This is a genomic window from Nonlabens sp., from assembly GCF_965660805.1.
Classification (GTDB): Bacteria; Bacteroidota; Bacteroidia; order Flavobacteriales; family Flavobacteriaceae; genus Nonlabens.
This window is the reverse complement of sequence record NZ_CBFIBE010000016.1, coordinates 1-18,419: the sequence shown is the minus strand read 5'-3', so window position 1 is coordinate 18,419 and position 18,419 is coordinate 1. Positions and strand designations below refer to the sequence as shown.

The following is an 18,419-nucleotide window of genomic DNA, read 5'->3' as shown; positions in this document are numbered from 1 at the left end:
AAAGTTTTCATCGCTCCACTAGATAAGAGAAACATAAATTGGTATAATTATCAATTCTGACTGTAGACTGAATGATTGAAACTAAACAATCCATCCCATTCCACGAGCATGATCAAGAGCCTCAGTAGATTCTTGAACAAGTAACATGGGACATATTTTAAACGAGTCAGCGATGGATTTTACACGGGCCATTTTCTTTTCATGGTTCACTGATCTTAAATAAATGGCCATAATACGGTCTGGATATTGCTCAGCAACGTCTTTATAATAATCTACATCATGCTCACCGCTATCACCTATGAGTATGAACTTCATAAACGGGTAGTGCTTTAAAATATTAAGCAGTTCATGCGCCTTATGTGGACGTTTTAATTTAGGAGTTCTATCCCATGGCGTGGGAAAATCTCGCAATAGAATAGGACCTTTAGGGAACCCATGAAAATCTAAGAATTTCTCAAGATACTTATATAAATTCCATGGACTATTACTAAGGTAGAACATGGGATTTTGATCCTTTCCAGAAGCTCCTTTATGTAATAATTGATACAGATTTGCGGCACCTTTAAGCGGTAGTCTACGATCGTAATTCTTAAAAAAAGTATTAAAGGCTACCCGTATTTTTAGAAAACTGGTTACCCCAGTATGCATAATGGTATCATCTATGTCACTAATCACTCCATACTTCCCGCTACTGGGCGGTATGAGTGTCTCGCCTTTAAAACTATTATTAGTAATACGTTTTTGCTTTTTAGCTTTTGCAAAAGCGGCATTATCCTCATCAAATTCTACTGAAAGAGGCAAGTATCCTTCATCATCAGTGAGTGATCGTAGATCATTTTCTATGGCGATATCAAATAGAAAATATCCTTCATGGTCTGCACGAGTTTCATATGTATGACCGTTAGGTAATTTAAGTACCACAAGCGCGTTGCGTATCTCATCAGTCTTAAAGGTTCTCCAAGTATTGCGCAGCGTTTGATAAATAGTTTGCTGCTCGTAGTGTTTGAGCGGCTGGTCTTCTAGGGCTCGACCGCGTATGTAGAGGTGGCGACTACCGCTGTAAGTGCGATAAACGTTTAATATCCATGGGTCACGTTTGAAAATTGCCATGATGTGAAAATAGGTAATAAATTACTGAAATAAAAAATCCCATTCCAGCTGTGCCAGAATGGGATTTTATAAATAACTAAGTTTTTATTTAAACTCAGAAATACTTTTATTTAAGGCTGCAATCTTAGCATTTACCTCATTCTCAGTCCCTATAAATTTTTGAGTCTTAGTAATGGTTGCACCATTTAATGACCTGCGGTAAGAAACATGAGCTGTTACGATTCCCGTTTCCTCATCTACAGATTTTTGAATATCAGTGTTTTTAATTATAGAACTGTTGTTTTGAGCACTTGCTGTGGCAGCGACCTCTTGTTGTACCGCTGGAGTTGTAGTGGCATGACCGTCTTCAGTGTGACCACCTAGGATAGGTGCAATTACTAAACCTATTAAACAAGTTAACTTAATTAAAATATTCATAGATGGACCAGAAGTATCCTTAAAAGGGTCACCTACGGTATCACCAGTTACTGCTGCTTTATGAGCATCACTTCCTTTATAAGTCATCTCACCGTCGATTTCTACTCCAGCTTCAAAAGATTTTTTTGCGTTATCCCAGGCACCACCAGCGTTGTTTTGAAAAATCGCCCAAAGCACTCCACTTACTGTTACACCTGCCATATATCCACCTAACATCTCAGCGATAGCTAGTTTTTCCATACCAAATAATAATGGTAAGAAAGCGATCACTAATGGGAAGCCTATGGTTAATAAACCTGGCAGCATCATTTCTTTTAAAGATGCTTGTGTAGAAATAGCTACACATTTATCATATTCTGGCTTACCAGTTCCTTCCATAATTCCAGGAATAGCCTTAAACTGACGTCTTACTTCCTGAACCATTTCCATAGCTGCTTTACCGACGGCATTCATAGCTAGTGCACTGAAAACTACTGGCACCATTCCACCTACAAATAACATAGCGAGTACTGGAGCTTTAAATATATTAATACCATCTATTCCTGTAAAGGTTACATAAGCGGCAAATAAAGCTAGTGAAGTTAATGCTGCACTTGCAATTGCAAATCCTTTTCCAGTTGCTGCTGTAGTGTTCCCTACAGAGTCTAAAATATCCGTACGTTCACGTACGATAGGTTCTTGCTCGCTCATTTCGGCTATTCCACCGGCGTTATCAGATATAGGACCAAAGGCGTCAATGGCTAATTGCATGGCTGTAGTTGCCATCATAGCACTTGCAGCTAGTGCAACTCCATAAAACCCTGCAAGAGCATAAGATGCCCAGATTGCACCAGCAAATAATAATACTGATGGGAATGTAGAAATCATTCCTGTTGCCAGACCTGCAATAATGTTAGTCCCAGCACCTGTAGATGATTGTTGTACAATTTTAAGGATAGGCTTTTTACCTAATCCCGTATAATATTCTGTTACAGAAGATATCACTGCTCCTACTACTAGTCCTACTAATGTTGCAAAGAATACGTTCATAGAAGAAATCTCCATTAAACCTTCTCCAAAGAATTCCATTTGCATGGTTTCAGGAAGCATCCACATACAAAGGCCGAAACAAGCCGCTGCTACAAGCACAATAGAAGTCCAGTTACCGATGTTAAGCGCACCCATTACTTGAGACTCTTTAGCATCATTATTTTTAATTTTTACCAGCATGGTTCCTATAATAGAAATAATAATTCCTACACCAGCAATAGCCATAGGTAAAAGAACTGGTCCTATACCATCAAATCCATGAGAGGTAATATCACCACCCATATCTTTGATGACATAATTTCCTAGAACCATTGCCGCAAGAACGGTTGCTACATAAGAGCCAAAAAGGTCTGCACCCATTCCGGCTACATCACCTACGTTATCACCTACATTATCAGCAATAGTAGCTGGGTTACGAGGATCATCTTCAGGAATTCCTGCTTCTACTTTACCTACTAGGTCAGCACCTACGTCTGCCGCTTTAGTATAAATACCACCACCTACACGCGCAAAAAGCGCAATAGACTCAGCTCCTAAGGAGAAACCTGCTAGTGTTTCTAGAACAATGGTCATAGCATCAGTATCAGTCCAGGTGCCACCCATAAAGTAATGATAGAAGAAGATAAAGAATGCTGTAAGCCCTAGAACTGCTAATCCAGCAACACCTAATCCCATAACGGTACCACCACCAAAGGAGATTTTCAACGCGTTAGGCAAACTAGTACGTGCTGCTTGAGTCGTACGCACATTAGTTTGTGTTGCGATTTTCATACCTACATTTCCTGCATAAGCAGAAAATATCGCTCCAAAGATAAAAGCGAACACAATTAACCAATGTGTAGTAGGTACTACAAGTGATACCACAAAGAGTAACACACTAACCACTGCCACAAAAATGGCTAGTAATCTATATTCTGCCTTTAAGAATGCGAGAGCGCCTTCATAGATGTAATCTGAAATCTCTTTCATTTTTCCATCTCCAGCATCTTGTTTTAATACCCAAGATTTCTTAATAAACATGTAAAGTAATCCTAGAACTGCCAGTACGAGTGGCATATAAATCATGTATGATTCCATAAATAATATTGTTTGGTTTTTAAAATCTCGCTAATGTAATAAAATAATGTTAAAGGTACTATAACGATATTTTAATGACCTCTATAAGAATAGGCTCATATCTAAGAAATTGTAACAGAATTATTATACAACGCTATAAGTTTTAAAAGTCGATTTGCTTAAACCAAGCTGACTAAACCAACATGTACCGATGTTACCATTACTCCGAGTATGTATGACATTAATGTGTTAGCGCACCTTTTTAGGGATAGATAACGGAAACTTTTCCACTCTAAAAACTAAACCCAAAACTACCCGTAATAGCCATGGATCTAGCATCGGGTAAGTAATTATAGCCACCTCTAAAGCTTACATCGAGGCGTAGTACTTTAAAAATATTTCCTATCCCGGCGCTGTATTCCCAGTAAATATCTTCTGGTGCTTGATAAGTTAAACCACTAGCGTTTAAAGCGATGTTCTCATCACTAATCTGTCCATAAACAGCACGCACGCCTACTAGTTCTCTTAAATTCAGATCTCTTAAATAAGGTATTCTCGAAAATAAGCGACCGTTAAAATTATGATTTAAGTGAACCGTAACATACTCATCTGTCACAAACTCATAAAAATTCATGGTATTAAAAGCGCCACTAATATTAAAATAGGTCTGGTTTCCTGGAACGACATTTAATAAAGCAAGTGGTACTTCTCCAAAGGTTTTACCAGCTTCTACACGAGCCGTTAGTCTCCCAAAAGCTCCTATTTGTAATGGATGACTGTAGTAAAACTGTACTTTATCAAAATCAAAGTCACTATCAAAAAGTCCTTTAAAACCACGTGTGTAACTGGCAAAAAGAATAGGATATTCACCACTATTAATTATAGTTCTATCCACGCCATAATTAGAGGTTTTACGTCCTGGTGAAAAGGTCATCGTTAAACTAGCATCTGCTTGACGGGTTTCATTTGCTATTCCTGTAATTGATTCTGGATCAAAATAATCAAGACTGAACACATCTGGCGCACCGCTTTTTATGGTTCTATAACTTGTTCCCAGTCTAAATTCAAGGTTATACTTAGGTTCAAAACTTAACCCTAAGGTTGTTAAATTAATACTCGATAAGCTATTATTATTTCCTGCGGTAATTAAGGCACTAGATGCAAGACTGCGACCTAGCACATCATTAGTATTTGTTAAACTAGCTCCTAGTTGTTCTATATCTCTACGGTTCCCTCCAGAAATGGTAAGACGACTCTGCTTATCTATCAACCATTTTCCCGCGATTCCATATTTAAACTGGTTATCCCTAAAACCATAAGCTCCATAACCTTCTAGTCGCCACATATCATTAGAACTAAAAAACGTGCGCCCACCAGCTCTTAATCGCAACCCTTCTACTTCATTAAACCCAAAAACACTAAAGACTGGACCTATATCAAAGTTATCCACCTCATAATAACCAGAAGCGAGAATAGATCCTATGTTATATAAACGTTTGAACTTTTTATTAGTCTTAAGCGTGTCTAGCATAGTGTAGATTTGCTTCTCGTCTTTATTTAATTTTTCCAGTCGGTTCTCATCCCAGTATGCCTCATCACGATCATAGATTTCAGGATCATAATCATTTACACGGCGTTTATAAAAATCTTCTTCTTTTTTAACATCAAACTCATAGTTATTAAATAGCGTGGTACGTTTACCATACATCCCTTTAGATTCCTCCTTTTTATTAAGGGCAAAATCACTCATAAAGTAATCCCGAGTAATTAAAAATAAACTATCGTTCAACACATCAAACTCTTGTTCCATGTAGATTTCTTTTACCCAGTTCACGTTAGCACTTTTAGTAGCCTGAAGATTAATTTCTTTAATCGCATAAGAATCTGCAGCGACCCAAAAATCTCCTTTAAAGGTAAGCTCTCCTTTTCTACGCGGGTAATAAATAATATTATATGCCTCTACTCCATCTACTATCGCAGTATCTCTTAAAATATAGTTATAAGTATCTATACCACTTTTACCTACTGGACTGGTAAAGCTTTTATCAAAAAACTTCAAATAACGGTCATACACGTCTATGTCTGCATAGAGGTCTTTTACAAAAGCGATGATGGTCTGGTTATCAGAGAATCCAGAATTTTTATTTGCATTAACGACCGTTTTCTCTTTATTCCTCTCATTATCACCATAAACGGTAGCCAGCGATTCATTAATAAAAATAGGCAAATAGGTTTTACCAGTTACACTGCTCGTGTCTGCATAATCAAATATGAACTCCATTCCACGGAAAAGTTTAGAATTTACCATCTGACTATCTATGGTATTCATGTCAAATTCTAGTTTCTCGTATTTATCGTACTGATATTGTTTGAACTGTTTCAATCCATTTTTACGACGATTTTCCCATACTTTTCTTAAGATATCCAGTGCCGGATTGTTCTTTTTAGAAGTTTTACCGGTATAAATCACTACTGCATCCAGCGCCGCAGCCTCAGTTTTAAGGGTAAGATTAAGTTCTAAACTTACTTTATTTTCGAGTGTATAAGTAAGCGTTTCATAACCTATAAATGAAATTTGAATGGTGTCATAATTATTATCTGACTGCAAGTAAAAACGCCCGTTATCATTAGTAATCGTTCCTTCACTGGAACCGGGAAAAAGCACATTTGCAAACGGTACTCCATCGCCATATTCATCATAAATCACACCACCTACTTTAGTTTGAGCCGTTACTGTTCCGGCTGCCAGCAATAAGGTAAAGAGCAATAGTGTTGCAAGCTGCGATATAGAAAAACGGGAATTTCTTTGTGTTGCGCTTTCGCGAAAGCGTAATAAAAAGAGGTCTTGAAAATAACTCATATTCATATATAACTAAGAACCGCCGAATATAAAACTACTTTTTAAGTTATTTGTTTTGTAACAAAACAAAGGTTGTTTTAATGGTTTAACGTTATGAAATAAAGGTTGTTTAGCCTTTTTTAAATAGAACTATGGTAAAAAGTCATTAAGTCACAAAAAAAACCGCTCCTTAAAAGGAACGGTTATTCTTTATTATGATATAATTCTATTTTTACTTTCTATACATCACTTTCTTTACACCTTCTACCACGTCATTATGATTAGGCAACCACTCTGCCAGTAATACTGGGGAATATGGTGCTGGCGTATCAGCCGTATTAATTTTATATATAGGAGCATCTAAGTAGTCAAATGCCTCAGCTTGTACCATGTGAGAAATCTCAGTAGACACGTTACCAAATGGCCACGCCTCTTCCAGGATCACAAGTCTATTAGTTTTCTTAACAGATTTTAAAATCGCTTCTTTATCATAAGGACGTACAGTTCTTAAATCGATGATCTCACAAGAAATTCCATCTTTTTCTAGCTCGTCTGCCGCTTTATAGGCTTCTTTTATAATCTTACCAAAGGAAACGATCGTTACGTCTGTTCCTTCTCTTTTTAACTCTGCAACACCTATAGGTAATACATACTCACCTTCTGGCACCTCACCTTTATCACCATACATTTGCTCAGACTCCATAAAAATTACAGGATCATCATCACGTATAGCTGCTTTAAGTAGACCTTTTGCATCATAAGGATTAGAAGGAACGATTACTTTAAGACCTGGTGTATTTGCAAACCAGTTTTCAAATGCTTGTGAGTGCGTAGCCGCAAGCTGTCCAGCACTTGCCGTAGGACCACGGAAAACGATAGGACATTTTAACTGTCCACCAGACATCTGGCGTATTTTTGCTGCGTTATTGATAATTTGATCAATACCTACCAGAGAGAAGTTAAAAGTCATGTATTCTACGATAGGACGGTTACCTGTCATGGTACTTCCTATAGCGATACCTGCAAATCCTAACTCAGCAATAGGCGTGTCTATCACACGCTTAGGGCCAAACTCGTCTAGCATACCTTTTGAAGCTTTATAAGCTCCATTATATTCTGCCACTTCTTCACCCATTAAATAAACGGACTCGTCGCGTCGCATCTCTTCACTCATCGCTTCGCAAATCGCCTCGCGGAATTGTATAGTCTTCATATATACTTCTGTTTTAAAACAAACGGACAACAAAAATAACTTACCCAACGATAGTACGCTACATTTTAAGATAAAAAATGTTCCTATAGAGGCATAAAAATACATTCTGCAAAATTGAAAACGATTTCGTAACGCTGTTACAATTAAGTTAAAAAAGCTACACTAATCCGTTAAAAAGAAACATATCATAGATTTAGTGTACTAAAGCGATAAAATTTACTATGCATGCATAGTTTTTTTAGGCTTTTTTGCTTACTTTCGCAATCGTTTTCAAAACTTATAAAAAACCTGTGAAATATGAAGATATTAGTCTGTATAAGCCACGTGCCAGATACCACTTCAAAGATTAATTTTACTGAAAATAATACTCAGTTTGCCACTAACGGTGTTCAATATGTTATTAATCCTAATGATGAATTTGGTCTTACTAGAGCCATGTGGTTTAAAGAAAAACAAGGCGCTAGTGTAGAAGTAGTCACTGTAGGAGGTGCTGAGGTAGAACCTACCTTAAGAAAAGCACTTGCGATAGGTGCAGACAGTGCTATAAGAGTGGACGCGCCTGCCTTAGACGGTTATGCCGTTGCTCAAGAGCTGGCTACGGTTGTTAAAAATGGTGGTTATGACTTAGTAATTGCTGGTCGTGAATCTATAGATTATAACGGCGGCATGGTTCCAGGAATGGTTGCTGCCATGACTGGTTCTAGCTTTGTAAATACTTGTATTTCTTTAGAAATAGATGGGTCTAGCGCAACTGCTACCAGAGAAATAGATGGTGGGAAAGAAACCGTTACCACTACACTACCACTTATTATAGGAGGACAGAAAGGTCTTGTAGAAGAAAGTGACTTAAGAATTCCTAATATGCGTGGAATTATGATGGCGCGTAAAAAGCCATTAAACGTTGTGGCATCTTCAGCAACAGCGACCGAAACTAAAACAGTGTCATTTGAAAAACCAGCTCCTAAAGGAGATGTAAAACTAGTTGATGCAGATAACCTAGACCAGCTTATAGACTTGTTACACAACGAGGCAAAGGCTATCTAGAAATAATTTTATACGCTTTCGCGAAAGCGGAACCACAACAATCATAACTAATAGTAAGAGCGTAGTGCTCTTCTCAAAATATTTTAACTATGTCAGTATTAGTATATACAGAAACTGAAGGTGGCTCTTTTAAAAAGGCTGCTTATGAAGTTGCGAGCTATGGAAAAGGGATCGCAGACCAGTTAGGAACAGACGTTGCTGCTATTTCATTTCATGCAGATGGCGCAGGAGATTTAGGAACCTATGGAGTCTCAAAACAATTAAATGTTACCGACTCAAAACTTGAGAAATTTAATGCAGCGGCTTATGCTGATGCGATTGCACAAGCTGCAAAAGCAGTAGGAGCAACAACTGTAGTGATAAGCTCTAGTGCAAATTCTAAATATTTAGGCGCTTTATTAAGCGTGCACCTAGAAGCAGGTTATGCGACTAATGTGATGGAATTACCGGTATCTACAAATCCTTTTACTGTAAAAAGATCTGTTTTTACAAATAAGGCATTTGCCATGACTGAGATTTCTACAGCTCATCAATTAGTAGGCCTTGCAAACAACTCTTATGGTTTGAAAGAAAATGCAACTGCTTGTACAACCGAAGCTTTTAGTCCATCACTTAGTGATGACGACTTTAAAGTTGAAGTACAATCAGTAGATAAAGCAACAGATAAAGTCTCCATAGCCGATGCCGAAGTAGTAGTAAGCGCAGGTCGTGGATTAAAAGGTCCAGAAAACTGGGGAATGGTAGAAGAGCTTGCTGCTGTTTTAGGAGCTGCAACCGCTTGTTCTAAACCCGTAAGTGATATGGGATGGAGACCTCATGGAGAACACGTAGGACAAACTGGTAAGCCAGTAGCCACTAATTTATATATTGCTATAGGAATATCTGGAGCAATCCAGCACCTAGCAGGAGTAAGTTCTTCAAAAGTAAAAGTAGTTATTAATACAGACCCAGAAGCTCCGTTCTTTAAAGCGGCAGACTATGGTGTAGTGGGCGATGCGTTTGAAGTAGTACCTGCTTTAATTGAAAAATTAAAAGCATTTAAAGCAGCAAACGCTTAGTTATTAGTTATTAGTTATTAGTTATTAGTTGAATTTGTGATTTTAGAATCCTTCCATCTAACTAAACTAAGTTGTTTTACTAAAACCTTATAATCTATCTTATTTCAATTTTAATATCATAGTAACTACAAAATGTAAGTGTTAGGTAAATGTTGATTTGTGATTTGAATTATGGTTTTTAAGCTTAAAAAAACTATTCCTTAATAACTTATAAAGATTTTCTTAAATTTAAGGCTGTGCATTATGAGAAAAACACTCATTTTTGCACAGCTTTTTTTATTTTAAAGAGTCATAAACTATGAGTCTAAAAAGACTTAACATAAGAGGTATTTCATATAGTGAGACGCAAAACGGCGCATATGCCCTTGTACTTAAAGAAGTAGATGGTGACAGACAGCTGCCTATAGTAATAGGTGCGTTTGAAGCTCAAAGTATAGCTATCGCTCTAGAAAAAGAAATAAGCCCACCACGACCATTAACTCATGATTTGTTTAAAACCTTTGGCGAGCGTTTTGGAATTGTGGTAAAACAAGTAATAATTCATAAGCTTGTAGATGGTGTGTTTTTCTCTAGCTTGATTTGTGAACGTGATAAAATTGAAGAAATCATAGACGCTAGAACCAGTGATGCTATTGCCCTAGCGGTAAGGTTTAAAGCTCCCGTTTTTACTTATGAAAACATCCTTGATGAGGCAGGTGTACAATCCCACATAAGACCTGATAAAGAATTGAGAGAAGACCCAATAGACCTTCATGAAGACGACTTTATTGATGAACTTATGAATGCTCAATCATCAAAAACTGATAACTACAGCCAGTTAAGCACTAAGGAACTTCATAAAATGCTAGATGAAGCTGTTTCTAATGAAAACTATGAACTCGCCGCACGCTTGCGTGATGAAATATCTAAGCGATAAATCCATTACTTATTATGACTCTACCTTCCTTTTCTAAAACCATTCTGACTTTTTTATTTATCATAGGCACTGGTTTTATAGGATTTGCTCAAGAAACGGTTTCTACTAATCTCGAGATATCAGATGATCTGGGATTTAGTTTTGAGAGTTTTTATCGAGGCGTTATAGGTATCATTTTTATTTTAGGGTTATGCTTTATCCTTAGTAAAAACAAAAGAAAAATAGACTGGAGACTAGTAGGTGTAGGACTGACATTACAGATTTTATTTGCCATTGCGGTTCTTAAATTTGAAAGTGTTGCTTCTATTTTTGATGCTATTTCTACAGGAGTCGTAAAATTTCTTGCTGTAAGTGAAGCTGGAGCAGAGTTTGTTTTTGGTAACTTTATAGATCCTAGCCAAAGTTGGGGTTATGTATTTGCCTTTAAAGTCCTTCCTACCATTGTGTTTTTCTCGGCTTTTACATCCTTGTTATATTATCTAGGAATCTTACAGAAAGTAGTCTATGTACTCGCTTGGATTATGAGTAAAACCATGCGCTTAAGTGGTGCAGAATCACTTGCAGCAGCAGCAAATATTTTTATAGGTCAGACCGAAGCGCCCTTAGTCGTTAAACCCTATTTAGAAAAAATGACCAAGTCAGAGATGTTATGTCTTATGGTAGGTGGAATGGCTACTATTGCTGGTGGAGTATTAGCTGCTTTCATAGGCTTTTTAGGAGGAGAAAGTGAAGCACAACAAATCCTTTTCACAAAGCATTTACTAACAGCATCCATAATGAGTGCTCCAGCCGCTATCGTTATTGCAAAAATGTTGTTTCCTGAAGAAAACCCTGCAGACATAGACCGTTCTCTTAAAGTCTCTAAAGATAAAATAGGCTCTAATATCTTAGACGCTATTTCCAGAGGTACAACTGACGGGTTAAAACTAGCTGTAAATGTAGGTGCCATGTTATTAGTATTTACCGCTCTTATCGCAGTAATAAATTTTGGACTTAAGGATTTAATAGGAGCATACTCCGGTCTTAATGGAGTCATAGAATCCTCTAGTAATGGTCGTTATGATGGGTTTTCTATGCAATATATTTTAGGGAATTTATTTGCCCCTATAGCTTGGATCATCGGCGTGCACAGTGAGGACATAGTTTTAGTAGGTCAATTACTAGGAGAAAAAACGATCCTTAATGAATTTATCGCTTATAGCTCGCTTAAGGATCTTAAAGAGGCTGGTAAAATTATGCACCCTAAATCTATCATTATAGCTACATATGCATTATGTGGCTTTGCAAACTTTGCCTCTATAGGAATACAAATAGGCGGAATAGGAGTTCTAGCACCAGGACAGCGCAAAACACTAGCAGCTTTTGGAATTAAGGCACTCATAGGTGGAACCTGCGCTGCATTACTTACCGCTACCATTGCTGGAATGTTATTTGGTTAAAAACCTAAAACTCTAGCTTCATTATTTTTATTTTGTTTGTAGTTTGCTTCATTTTATTAAACAAAAAATAGGTTTTTAAGATAATTTTAATAACTTTGAGTTCTTAAAATAGTGTTTAACCTTATGGAGCCTTTTAATTATATTGATAGTGCAAAACATCATTTTCAATATGAATTTGGAAACCTCTATTGTTACGATCACTATGCCGTTAGCATCATTAATGATGGTATTACTGTAGGCACAAAAGTTGCAAAAACATTACTTAATGACCTGCATAACTATTTTACATCACAACCCTTTGTATATATCGCAAATAGAGTCTTTTCTCATCAAATAGATTTGTCTGTATACAAATTAATAAACCCTAAGAAGCTTATCGGTATAGCCGTTGTTTCTATATCTGAACAAGAAATAGAGCGTGCCATAGAAGAACAATCCTTATATAATGGCTCTTTTGGACTATTTAAAAACGTAGATAGCGCAATAGCATGGGCTAACACGTTTCATAAAATAGCCAGTTAGAAAGGTTCCATCAAAAAGTTTAATACTCATTTATCATTTAGGGTATTAAGAACTAGTTAATAAAGTCTTCATTTTTAAATCCGTTTATTTCTTGATAAGATAATTTATTCTGCTATTTTGTGATCTGAAATCCCTATAAAGGACTCTACTTTACAAGAACTTACAAATGAAACAATATCACGATTTACTTCAACACATATTAGACCAAGGAATAGATAAAGGTGACCGCACAGGAACAGGAACAAGAAGTGTTTTTGGATATCAAATGCGTTTTAACTTGCAAGAAGGTTTCCCTATGGTAACTACTAAAAAACTCCATTTAAAATCGATCATTCACGAGTTGCTCTGGTTCTTAACTGGAGACACAAACGTGAAATACCTGCAAGATAATGGAGTACGTATATGGAATGAATGGGCAAATGAGAATGGAGATCTAGGACCTGTTTATGGACACCAGTGGCGCAACTGGAATAGTGAAGACATAGACCAAATAAAAGGGATTATAGAAACTTTAAAAAACAACCCTAATAGCCGTCGCATGATGGTAAGCGCATGGAACCCAAGTGTAATGCCAGACACCAGTGTTAGTTTTTCAGAAAACGTAGCAAACGGTAAAGCAGCACTACCACCGTGCCACGCGTTTTTTCAGTTTTATGTTTCTGATAATAAATTAAGCTGCCAGCTCTACCAGCGCAGCGCCGATGTTTTTTTAGGTGTTCCTTTTAACATAGCTAGCTATGCGCTTTTCACTATGATGATGGCACAGGTTTGCGGTTTTGAATATGGAGACTTCATCCACACCTTTGGTGACGTGCATATTTACTCTAACCACATGGATCAAGTGAAGTTACAATTGAGCAGAGAACCACGTGAGTTACCTACCATGAAAATGAATCCTGATATAAAGGACATCTTTGACTTTAAATTTGAAGACTTTACCTTAGAAAATTATAATCCGCATCCAGCTATTAAAGGAGCCGTAGCTATATAATATGAGATATTTATTACTTGCATTAACATTCTTTCTTTGTGGCCTATCTATGGCTCAAGATAGTGATCCTGCTTATGCAGATTTTAAAGAAATCGATAACACAGAGTTTAAAGACTCACCTAGTTTTTATGTGGTAGATTTAAAAATGATCGCCTCAGAACCTGGTATGGCTACCGCAAGTTGGGACGCTCATAAATCCCTTACTAAGTTTTTAGTAGAACTTCATGACCCTACGACTAATGAATTATTCCACCGCAAAATCTATAGAGACAAATCTATTTCTATACCAGCCAGTGCAAGATTAACAGTCTCTCCCATACACCTTAACCTGAAAGGAAAACCTAAAAGCACTACCCTTTCTGCCTCAACTTATAAGACCAAAGCACAACAGCGCAAAGATTTTGAAAAAGCTTTAAAACAGCTACAAAACCAAAACGATTTCAATAATTATGATACAACGTCTAACTCAAGTGACTTTCCATGGCGCTGGGTTCTTCGTGGAGTTGGTTTACTGGCACTACTCATTGGTATCATTTCTAGATTTGCTGGCAAGCAAGAGAACGACTTTAAAGATTATGATAGACGCAATAGAAAACCATAAATCTTCTTGTAAATAATATGTTTTTCAACACGCTTTCGCGAAAGCGTAACCACACAAACCCCAAGTAATTTATAAAAGGATCCCTTTTTATTACAGCCTTTAATAAATTCCTTTTAACTTTGAGAAGATGAACTCAGCACACGAACTTCTCAAACTATTTACAGCCACAAGGTTACATACTCATAAGTTATGTGAGCCTCTTGAAAAAGAGGATTATGTGGTACAACCTATAGTAGATGTATCGCCGCCTAAATGGCATTTAGGTCACACCACCTGGTTTTTTGAAGAGTTCCTGCTAGATAAGAACTTACCTGGCTACCAGAGATATCATGAGCAATATGCTTATGTTTTCAATAGTTATTATGAAAGTATAGGTGCTCGAGTAGTGCGCACAGATCGCGGTAATTTATCCAGACCTAGCGTGGATGAAGTTTATAAATACCGTGCCCACGTCACCTACCACATGGAGCAACTTTTAAAAAACCACTGGAAAGAAGAACTCTTACCCATACTAGAAATAGGAATTCATCACGAGAAGCAGCACCAAGAGTTATTACTCACAGACATTAAATATATTTTAGGAAACAACCCTTTATTACCTATATACGGTGATGTTAAGGATGAAGTGTTTATAAATTCTGATGCTCAAAAATGGCAGGAAATCCCAGCTCAGATCTATGAAATAGGCCATTCAAACAGTGAATTTTGTTATGATAATGAGCAACCTAAACACCGTGTATTTCTAGAATCCTATCGCATTTCAAGCAATCTGGTAAGCTGTGGCGAGTGGATAGAATTTATAAGTGCTGGCGGATATAAAAATGTTATGTTATGGCATACTGAAGGTTGGGATTGGGTTCAAAAAAACAATATCACAGCACCTATGTACTGGTATCAAGAAGGAAACGACTGGAAACAATACACCCTAAATGGCATTCAAAAAGTAGACAAAAATAGCGCCGTTACTCATATTTCCTATTATGAAGCATTTGCATTTGCACAATGGAAAGGCATGAGACTACCTACAGAATTTGAATGGGAAGCTGCACAAAAACAATTCAACTGGGGAAAAAGATGGGAATGGACTGAAAGCGCTTACCTACCATACCCTAATTATAAAAAACCTGATGGCGCACTAGGAGAATATAATGGTAAATTTATGGTCAACCAGAAAGTGTTGCGAGGCTGCTCCATAGCCACACCACCACAACACGCTAGACCTACTTATAGAAACTTTTTCCATCCTAATTTAAGATGGCAATTCACGAGTTTAAGACTCGTACAATCTTTATGACTAAAAAAGCAACCTTTCAATTAGAATTTGAAAACCACGTAAAAGAAGGACTAACGGCATTTCCTAAATACCTAAGCTCTAAATATATCTATGACGAGCGTGGTGATGAACTTTTCCAGCAAATCATGGCGCTGCCTGAATATTATCTCACGCAAGCTGAGTATAATATTATGAACCAACACAAATCGGAGTTGCGGGAATTATTTAGCGCACAAGGAGCTTTTGACCTTATAGAATTAGGCGCTGGTGATGGTAAAAAAACTAAGGTACTCCTCAAAGAACTAGCAGAAAACAAAGTGAACTTCACTTATATTCCTGTAGATATAAGTCAACATGCTATAGATGATTTAAGCAACTCCTTAACTGAGTTACTACCTCATCTAGAAGTTAAAGGAGAGCAAGGCACTTACTTTAAGGTGTTAGAAAGACTCGCTACTTATAATACAAGACCTAAGGTCATTATTGTTTTAGGCTCTAACATAGGTAACTTACAACATCCACAGGCCATAGATTTTCTAAAAAAACTAAAAGAGGTCATGTCATGTGAGGATTTTCTATTCATGGGTTTTGACCAGAAGAAAGATCCACTTACTATTCAAAATGCTTATGCAGACTCACAAGGAGTAACTCAAGAATTTAATCGCAACTTACTGCATCGCATTAACAAGGAAATGGATGCTAATTTTCCAGTAGAACAATTTGAACACTGGGAATCTTATGATCCAGAAACAGGAACTGCAAAAAGTTATTTAATAGCCACTGAGCCCTGTGAAGTCATCTTAAAAAAACTCGACATAACAGCTTCCTTTAAAAAATGGGAAACAATTCACTGTGAGATCTCCCAGAAGTATGATGATGATATTGTAGAATGGCTTGCAAAAGAATCAGGACTAGAAATAGCAAATATCTTTGAAGATGAGGATAAAATGTTCAAAGATTATGTATTTGAAATAAAAAAAATCCCAAGTTGAAAAATTCAACTTGGGACTATCTCATAAATTTTAAAAAAAATTAACTTTAATTCTTGTCATAAACAAAGTCTAAACTTGAAATAGAAGCGGCAGGAGTTCCCGGAGCACCACTAAAGTATTGCGCCACATCATTATCATCTACATTAAAAGACAGAGTAGTTGCAGTTAACACTACTTGTTGAGACTCGGTTATTGTTCCACCGTTCACATTTACAGTGATCGTTAATGTTCCAGCTGCATAAGAGTAAGTACCTGTTTCAACCGCAGTATTACACTGTAAATTATTTGAAGCATCAAAACTCACCTCAGCAACCGTACTTGAAAAGGTCCCATCTGAATTAAAGGTAATGGTCATGGTATCAAAACAGCTCGTCTCATTAGTAAGCTCCACGTCTGAACTCATATCCTGATCTAAGTCCACAGCAACATCAGCCGTTAAGGTACTTAAAACATAAGTCCCAGCTATGGCGGCGTTATTATTTGATGCTGGTGCTGGAGAATCTTCACAACCCATAAAAATCATGGCTGTAGCTAGTAATGGTAGTATTAATTTTTTCATCATTATAAATTTTTGATAAATATAAGGAATAATAAACTTCTAGAAACGAAACTATTAGAGCGCAATTAAATAAGGAAAAAACCGTTGTAACCTAGAGCCCGCTTGCGCGAAAGCATATTCCAAAACCTTCAAGAATTCTACTAAATTTGTCACAGATAAAAAACATCTTGATTTTTTTTGAATGTCACTGCTTGTCAATCAAATATAAAATCATACATTTGCAGCCCGATTTTAACCAATGAAATCGATACAATTTAAAACAGGTTCAAAGTGAATACGTTAAGTTACAAAACAGTTTCTGCAAATAGCGCTACGGTAAACAAGGAATGGGTACTTGTAGATGCAGCAGATCAGCCACTAGGTCGTATGTCTTCAATAGTTGCAAAACTATTAAGAGGAAAGTACAAGACTAATTTTACACCACACGTAGATTGTGGAGATAATGTAATTGTTATAAATGCTGATAAAATTCAACTATCAGGTAATAAGTGGTCTGAAAAGACATACATACGCCACACCGGCTATCCAGGTGGACAGCGCAGTCTTACTGCACAGGAGCTTTATGATAAAGACCCATCACGTGTTGTAGAAAAAGCTGTTAAAGGAATGTTGCCTAAGAATAAATTAGGATCAGCAATTTTCCGTAACCTAAAAGTATATAATGGTACTGAGCACGGTCACGATGCACAGCAACCTACTACTATCAACTTAAACGAGATCAAGTAAGATGGAAACTTTACACAAAATAGGTAGAAGAAAAACTGCCGTAGCTCGTGTTTACCTTAGCGATGGAAAAGGTAATATCACTATTAATAATAAAGATCTTAAAGATTACTTCACTACTGGTACTCTTCAATATAAAGTAAATCAACCATTTGCTTTAACTGAAACTACTGGAACTTATGACGTTAAAGTAAACGTTTATGGTGGAGGAATCACTGGACAGGCAGAGGCTATACGCCTAGCACTTTCCAGAGCTCTTGTAGAAATAGACGCTGAGAATCGTCAGGTATTAAAACCTGAAGGATTGATGACCCGTGACCCAAGAATGGTGGAACGTAAGAAATTCGGTCAGAAGAAAGCAAGGAAGAAATTCCAATTCTCGAAACGTTAATATTCAGAGAAAAACTATCATCCCATCCCGATTACATCGCGATGGGATTTGTTCTTATATTTTTTTTTAATTTTAATTTGCTGTCATCCCGATTGCCGTCGGGACCTAGTTTAGCATCTAAATGGTTTTGGCGATTTTCTATACACTAGAGATGACCACTCAACCATTGCTATCTGACAGAACGTAAACTACAATAACATGGCAAATAACACAGAAGTCAAGAATTTACTTGACGCAGGTGTCCAC

16 protein-coding genes are annotated in these 18,419 nt (G+C 37.0%); 11 read left to right on the top strand and 5 right to left on the bottom strand.

Translation table 11 applies throughout. The features are described 5' to 3' along the window. Window positions 1-81: 81 nt before the first annotated feature. From ACTF48_RS05770 to ACTF48_RS05755, 4 genes are all read right to left on the bottom strand, one after another. Entirely contained in the window at window positions 82-1,110 is a 1,029-nt protein-coding gene (locus ACTF48_RS05770) for an App1 family protein (protein WP_438962198.1), read from the bottom strand. 84 nt (window positions 1,111-1,194) lie between these two features. Beyond that, the gene (locus ACTF48_RS05765; RefSeq protein ID WP_438962197.1) at window positions 1,195-3,633 is read right to left on the bottom strand and encodes a sodium-translocating pyrophosphatase; all 2,439 of its coding nucleotides are present in this window, start codon (window positions 3,631-3,633) and stop codon (window positions 1,195-1,197) included. 271 nt (window positions 3,634-3,904) lie between these two features. Further along, on the bottom strand, window positions 3,905-6,472 hold the full coding sequence (locus tag ACTF48_RS05760; protein WP_438962196.1) for a DUF5686 family protein: 2,568 nt from the start codon (window positions 6,470-6,472) through the stop codon (window positions 3,905-3,907). 211 nt (window positions 6,473-6,683) lie between these two features. Continuing rightward, window positions 6,684-7,664 carry a pyruvate dehydrogenase complex E1 component subunit beta gene (locus ACTF48_RS05755; RefSeq protein ID WP_438962195.1) on the bottom strand — a complete coding sequence of 327 codons (981 nt, stop codon included), beginning with the start codon at window positions 7,662-7,664 and terminating at the stop codon, window positions 6,684-6,686. Window positions 7,665-7,961: 297 nt separating this feature from the next. Here ACTF48_RS05755 and ACTF48_RS05750 point away from each other — a divergent pair, with 297 nt between their 5' ends. The 9 genes from ACTF48_RS05750 (at window position 7,962) to ACTF48_RS05710 (ending at window position 16,500) form a co-directional block, all read left to right on the top strand. Beyond that, a complete protein-coding gene (locus ACTF48_RS05750; protein WP_438962194.1) occupies window positions 7,962-8,708 on the top strand; it encodes an electron transfer flavoprotein subunit beta/FixA family protein in 747 nt (248 codons plus the stop codon). An 89-nt stretch (window positions 8,709-8,797) separates the two neighbouring features. Next, the gene (locus ACTF48_RS05745) at window positions 8,798-9,766 is read left to right on the top strand and encodes an electron transfer flavoprotein subunit alpha/FixB family protein (RefSeq protein ID WP_438962193.1); all 969 of its coding nucleotides are present in this window, start codon (window positions 8,798-8,800) and stop codon (window positions 9,764-9,766) included. A gap of 298 nt (window positions 9,767-10,064) precedes the next feature. Beyond that, window positions 10,065-10,682 (top strand): bifunctional nuclease domain-containing protein, encoded by a 618-nt coding sequence (locus ACTF48_RS05740; protein WP_438962192.1) that lies wholly within the window; start codon window positions 10,065-10,067, stop codon window positions 10,680-10,682. A 14-nt stretch (window positions 10,683-10,696) separates the two neighbouring features. Next, window positions 10,697-12,121, top strand: a complete 1,425-nt coding sequence (locus ACTF48_RS05735) for a NupC/NupG family nucleoside CNT transporter (protein WP_438962191.1) — start codon at window positions 10,697-10,699, stop codon at window positions 12,119-12,121. A gap of 123 nt (window positions 12,122-12,244) precedes the next feature. Next, the gene (locus tag ACTF48_RS05730) at window positions 12,245-12,643 is read left to right on the top strand and encodes a thymidylate synthase (protein ID WP_438962190.1); all 399 of its coding nucleotides are present in this window, start codon (window positions 12,245-12,247) and stop codon (window positions 12,641-12,643) included. A 166-nt stretch (window positions 12,644-12,809) separates the two neighbouring features. Then, entirely contained in the window at window positions 12,810-13,634 is an 825-nt protein-coding gene (locus tag ACTF48_RS05725; RefSeq protein WP_438962189.1) for a thymidylate synthase, read from the top strand. Between the two features lies 1 nt (window position 13,635). Then, complete coding sequence (locus ACTF48_RS05720; protein WP_438962188.1) at window positions 13,636-14,235, top strand: hypothetical protein; 600 nt, start codon at window positions 13,636-13,638, stop codon at window positions 14,233-14,235. Window positions 14,236-14,362: 127 nt separating this feature from the next. Continuing rightward, on the top strand, window positions 14,363-15,529 hold the full coding sequence (gene egtB / locus ACTF48_RS05715) for an ergothioneine biosynthesis protein EgtB (RefSeq protein WP_438962187.1): 1,167 nt from the start codon (window positions 14,363-14,365) through the stop codon (window positions 15,527-15,529). After that, window positions 15,526-16,500 (top strand): L-histidine N(alpha)-methyltransferase, encoded by a 975-nt coding sequence (locus tag ACTF48_RS05710; protein ID WP_438962186.1) that lies wholly within the window; start codon window positions 15,526-15,528, stop codon window positions 16,498-16,500. The genes egtB and ACTF48_RS05710 overlap by 4 nt, the downstream gene beginning before the upstream one ends. A gap of 46 nt (window positions 16,501-16,546) precedes the next feature. On the opposite strand, the gene ACTF48_RS05705 is transcribed toward ACTF48_RS05710, so the two are convergent. Continuing rightward, on the bottom strand, window positions 16,547-17,062 hold the full coding sequence (locus ACTF48_RS05705; RefSeq protein WP_438962185.1) for a lipocalin family protein: 516 nt from the start codon (window positions 17,060-17,062) through the stop codon (window positions 16,547-16,549). Window positions 17,063-17,329: 267 nt separating this feature from the next. Between ACTF48_RS05705 and rplM the strand changes: the two genes are divergently transcribed. Beyond that, entirely contained in the window at window positions 17,330-17,785 is a 456-nt protein-coding gene (rplM, locus tag ACTF48_RS05700; protein WP_438962184.1) for a 50S ribosomal protein L13, read from the top strand. A 1-nt stretch (window position 17,786) separates the two neighbouring features. Beyond that, window positions 17,787-18,173: a 30S ribosomal protein S9 gene (gene rpsI / locus ACTF48_RS05695; protein WP_438962183.1), complete on the top strand. Its 387-nt coding sequence runs from the start codon at window positions 17,787-17,789 to the stop codon at window positions 18,171-18,173. Window positions 18,174-18,419: the final 246 nt, after the last annotated feature.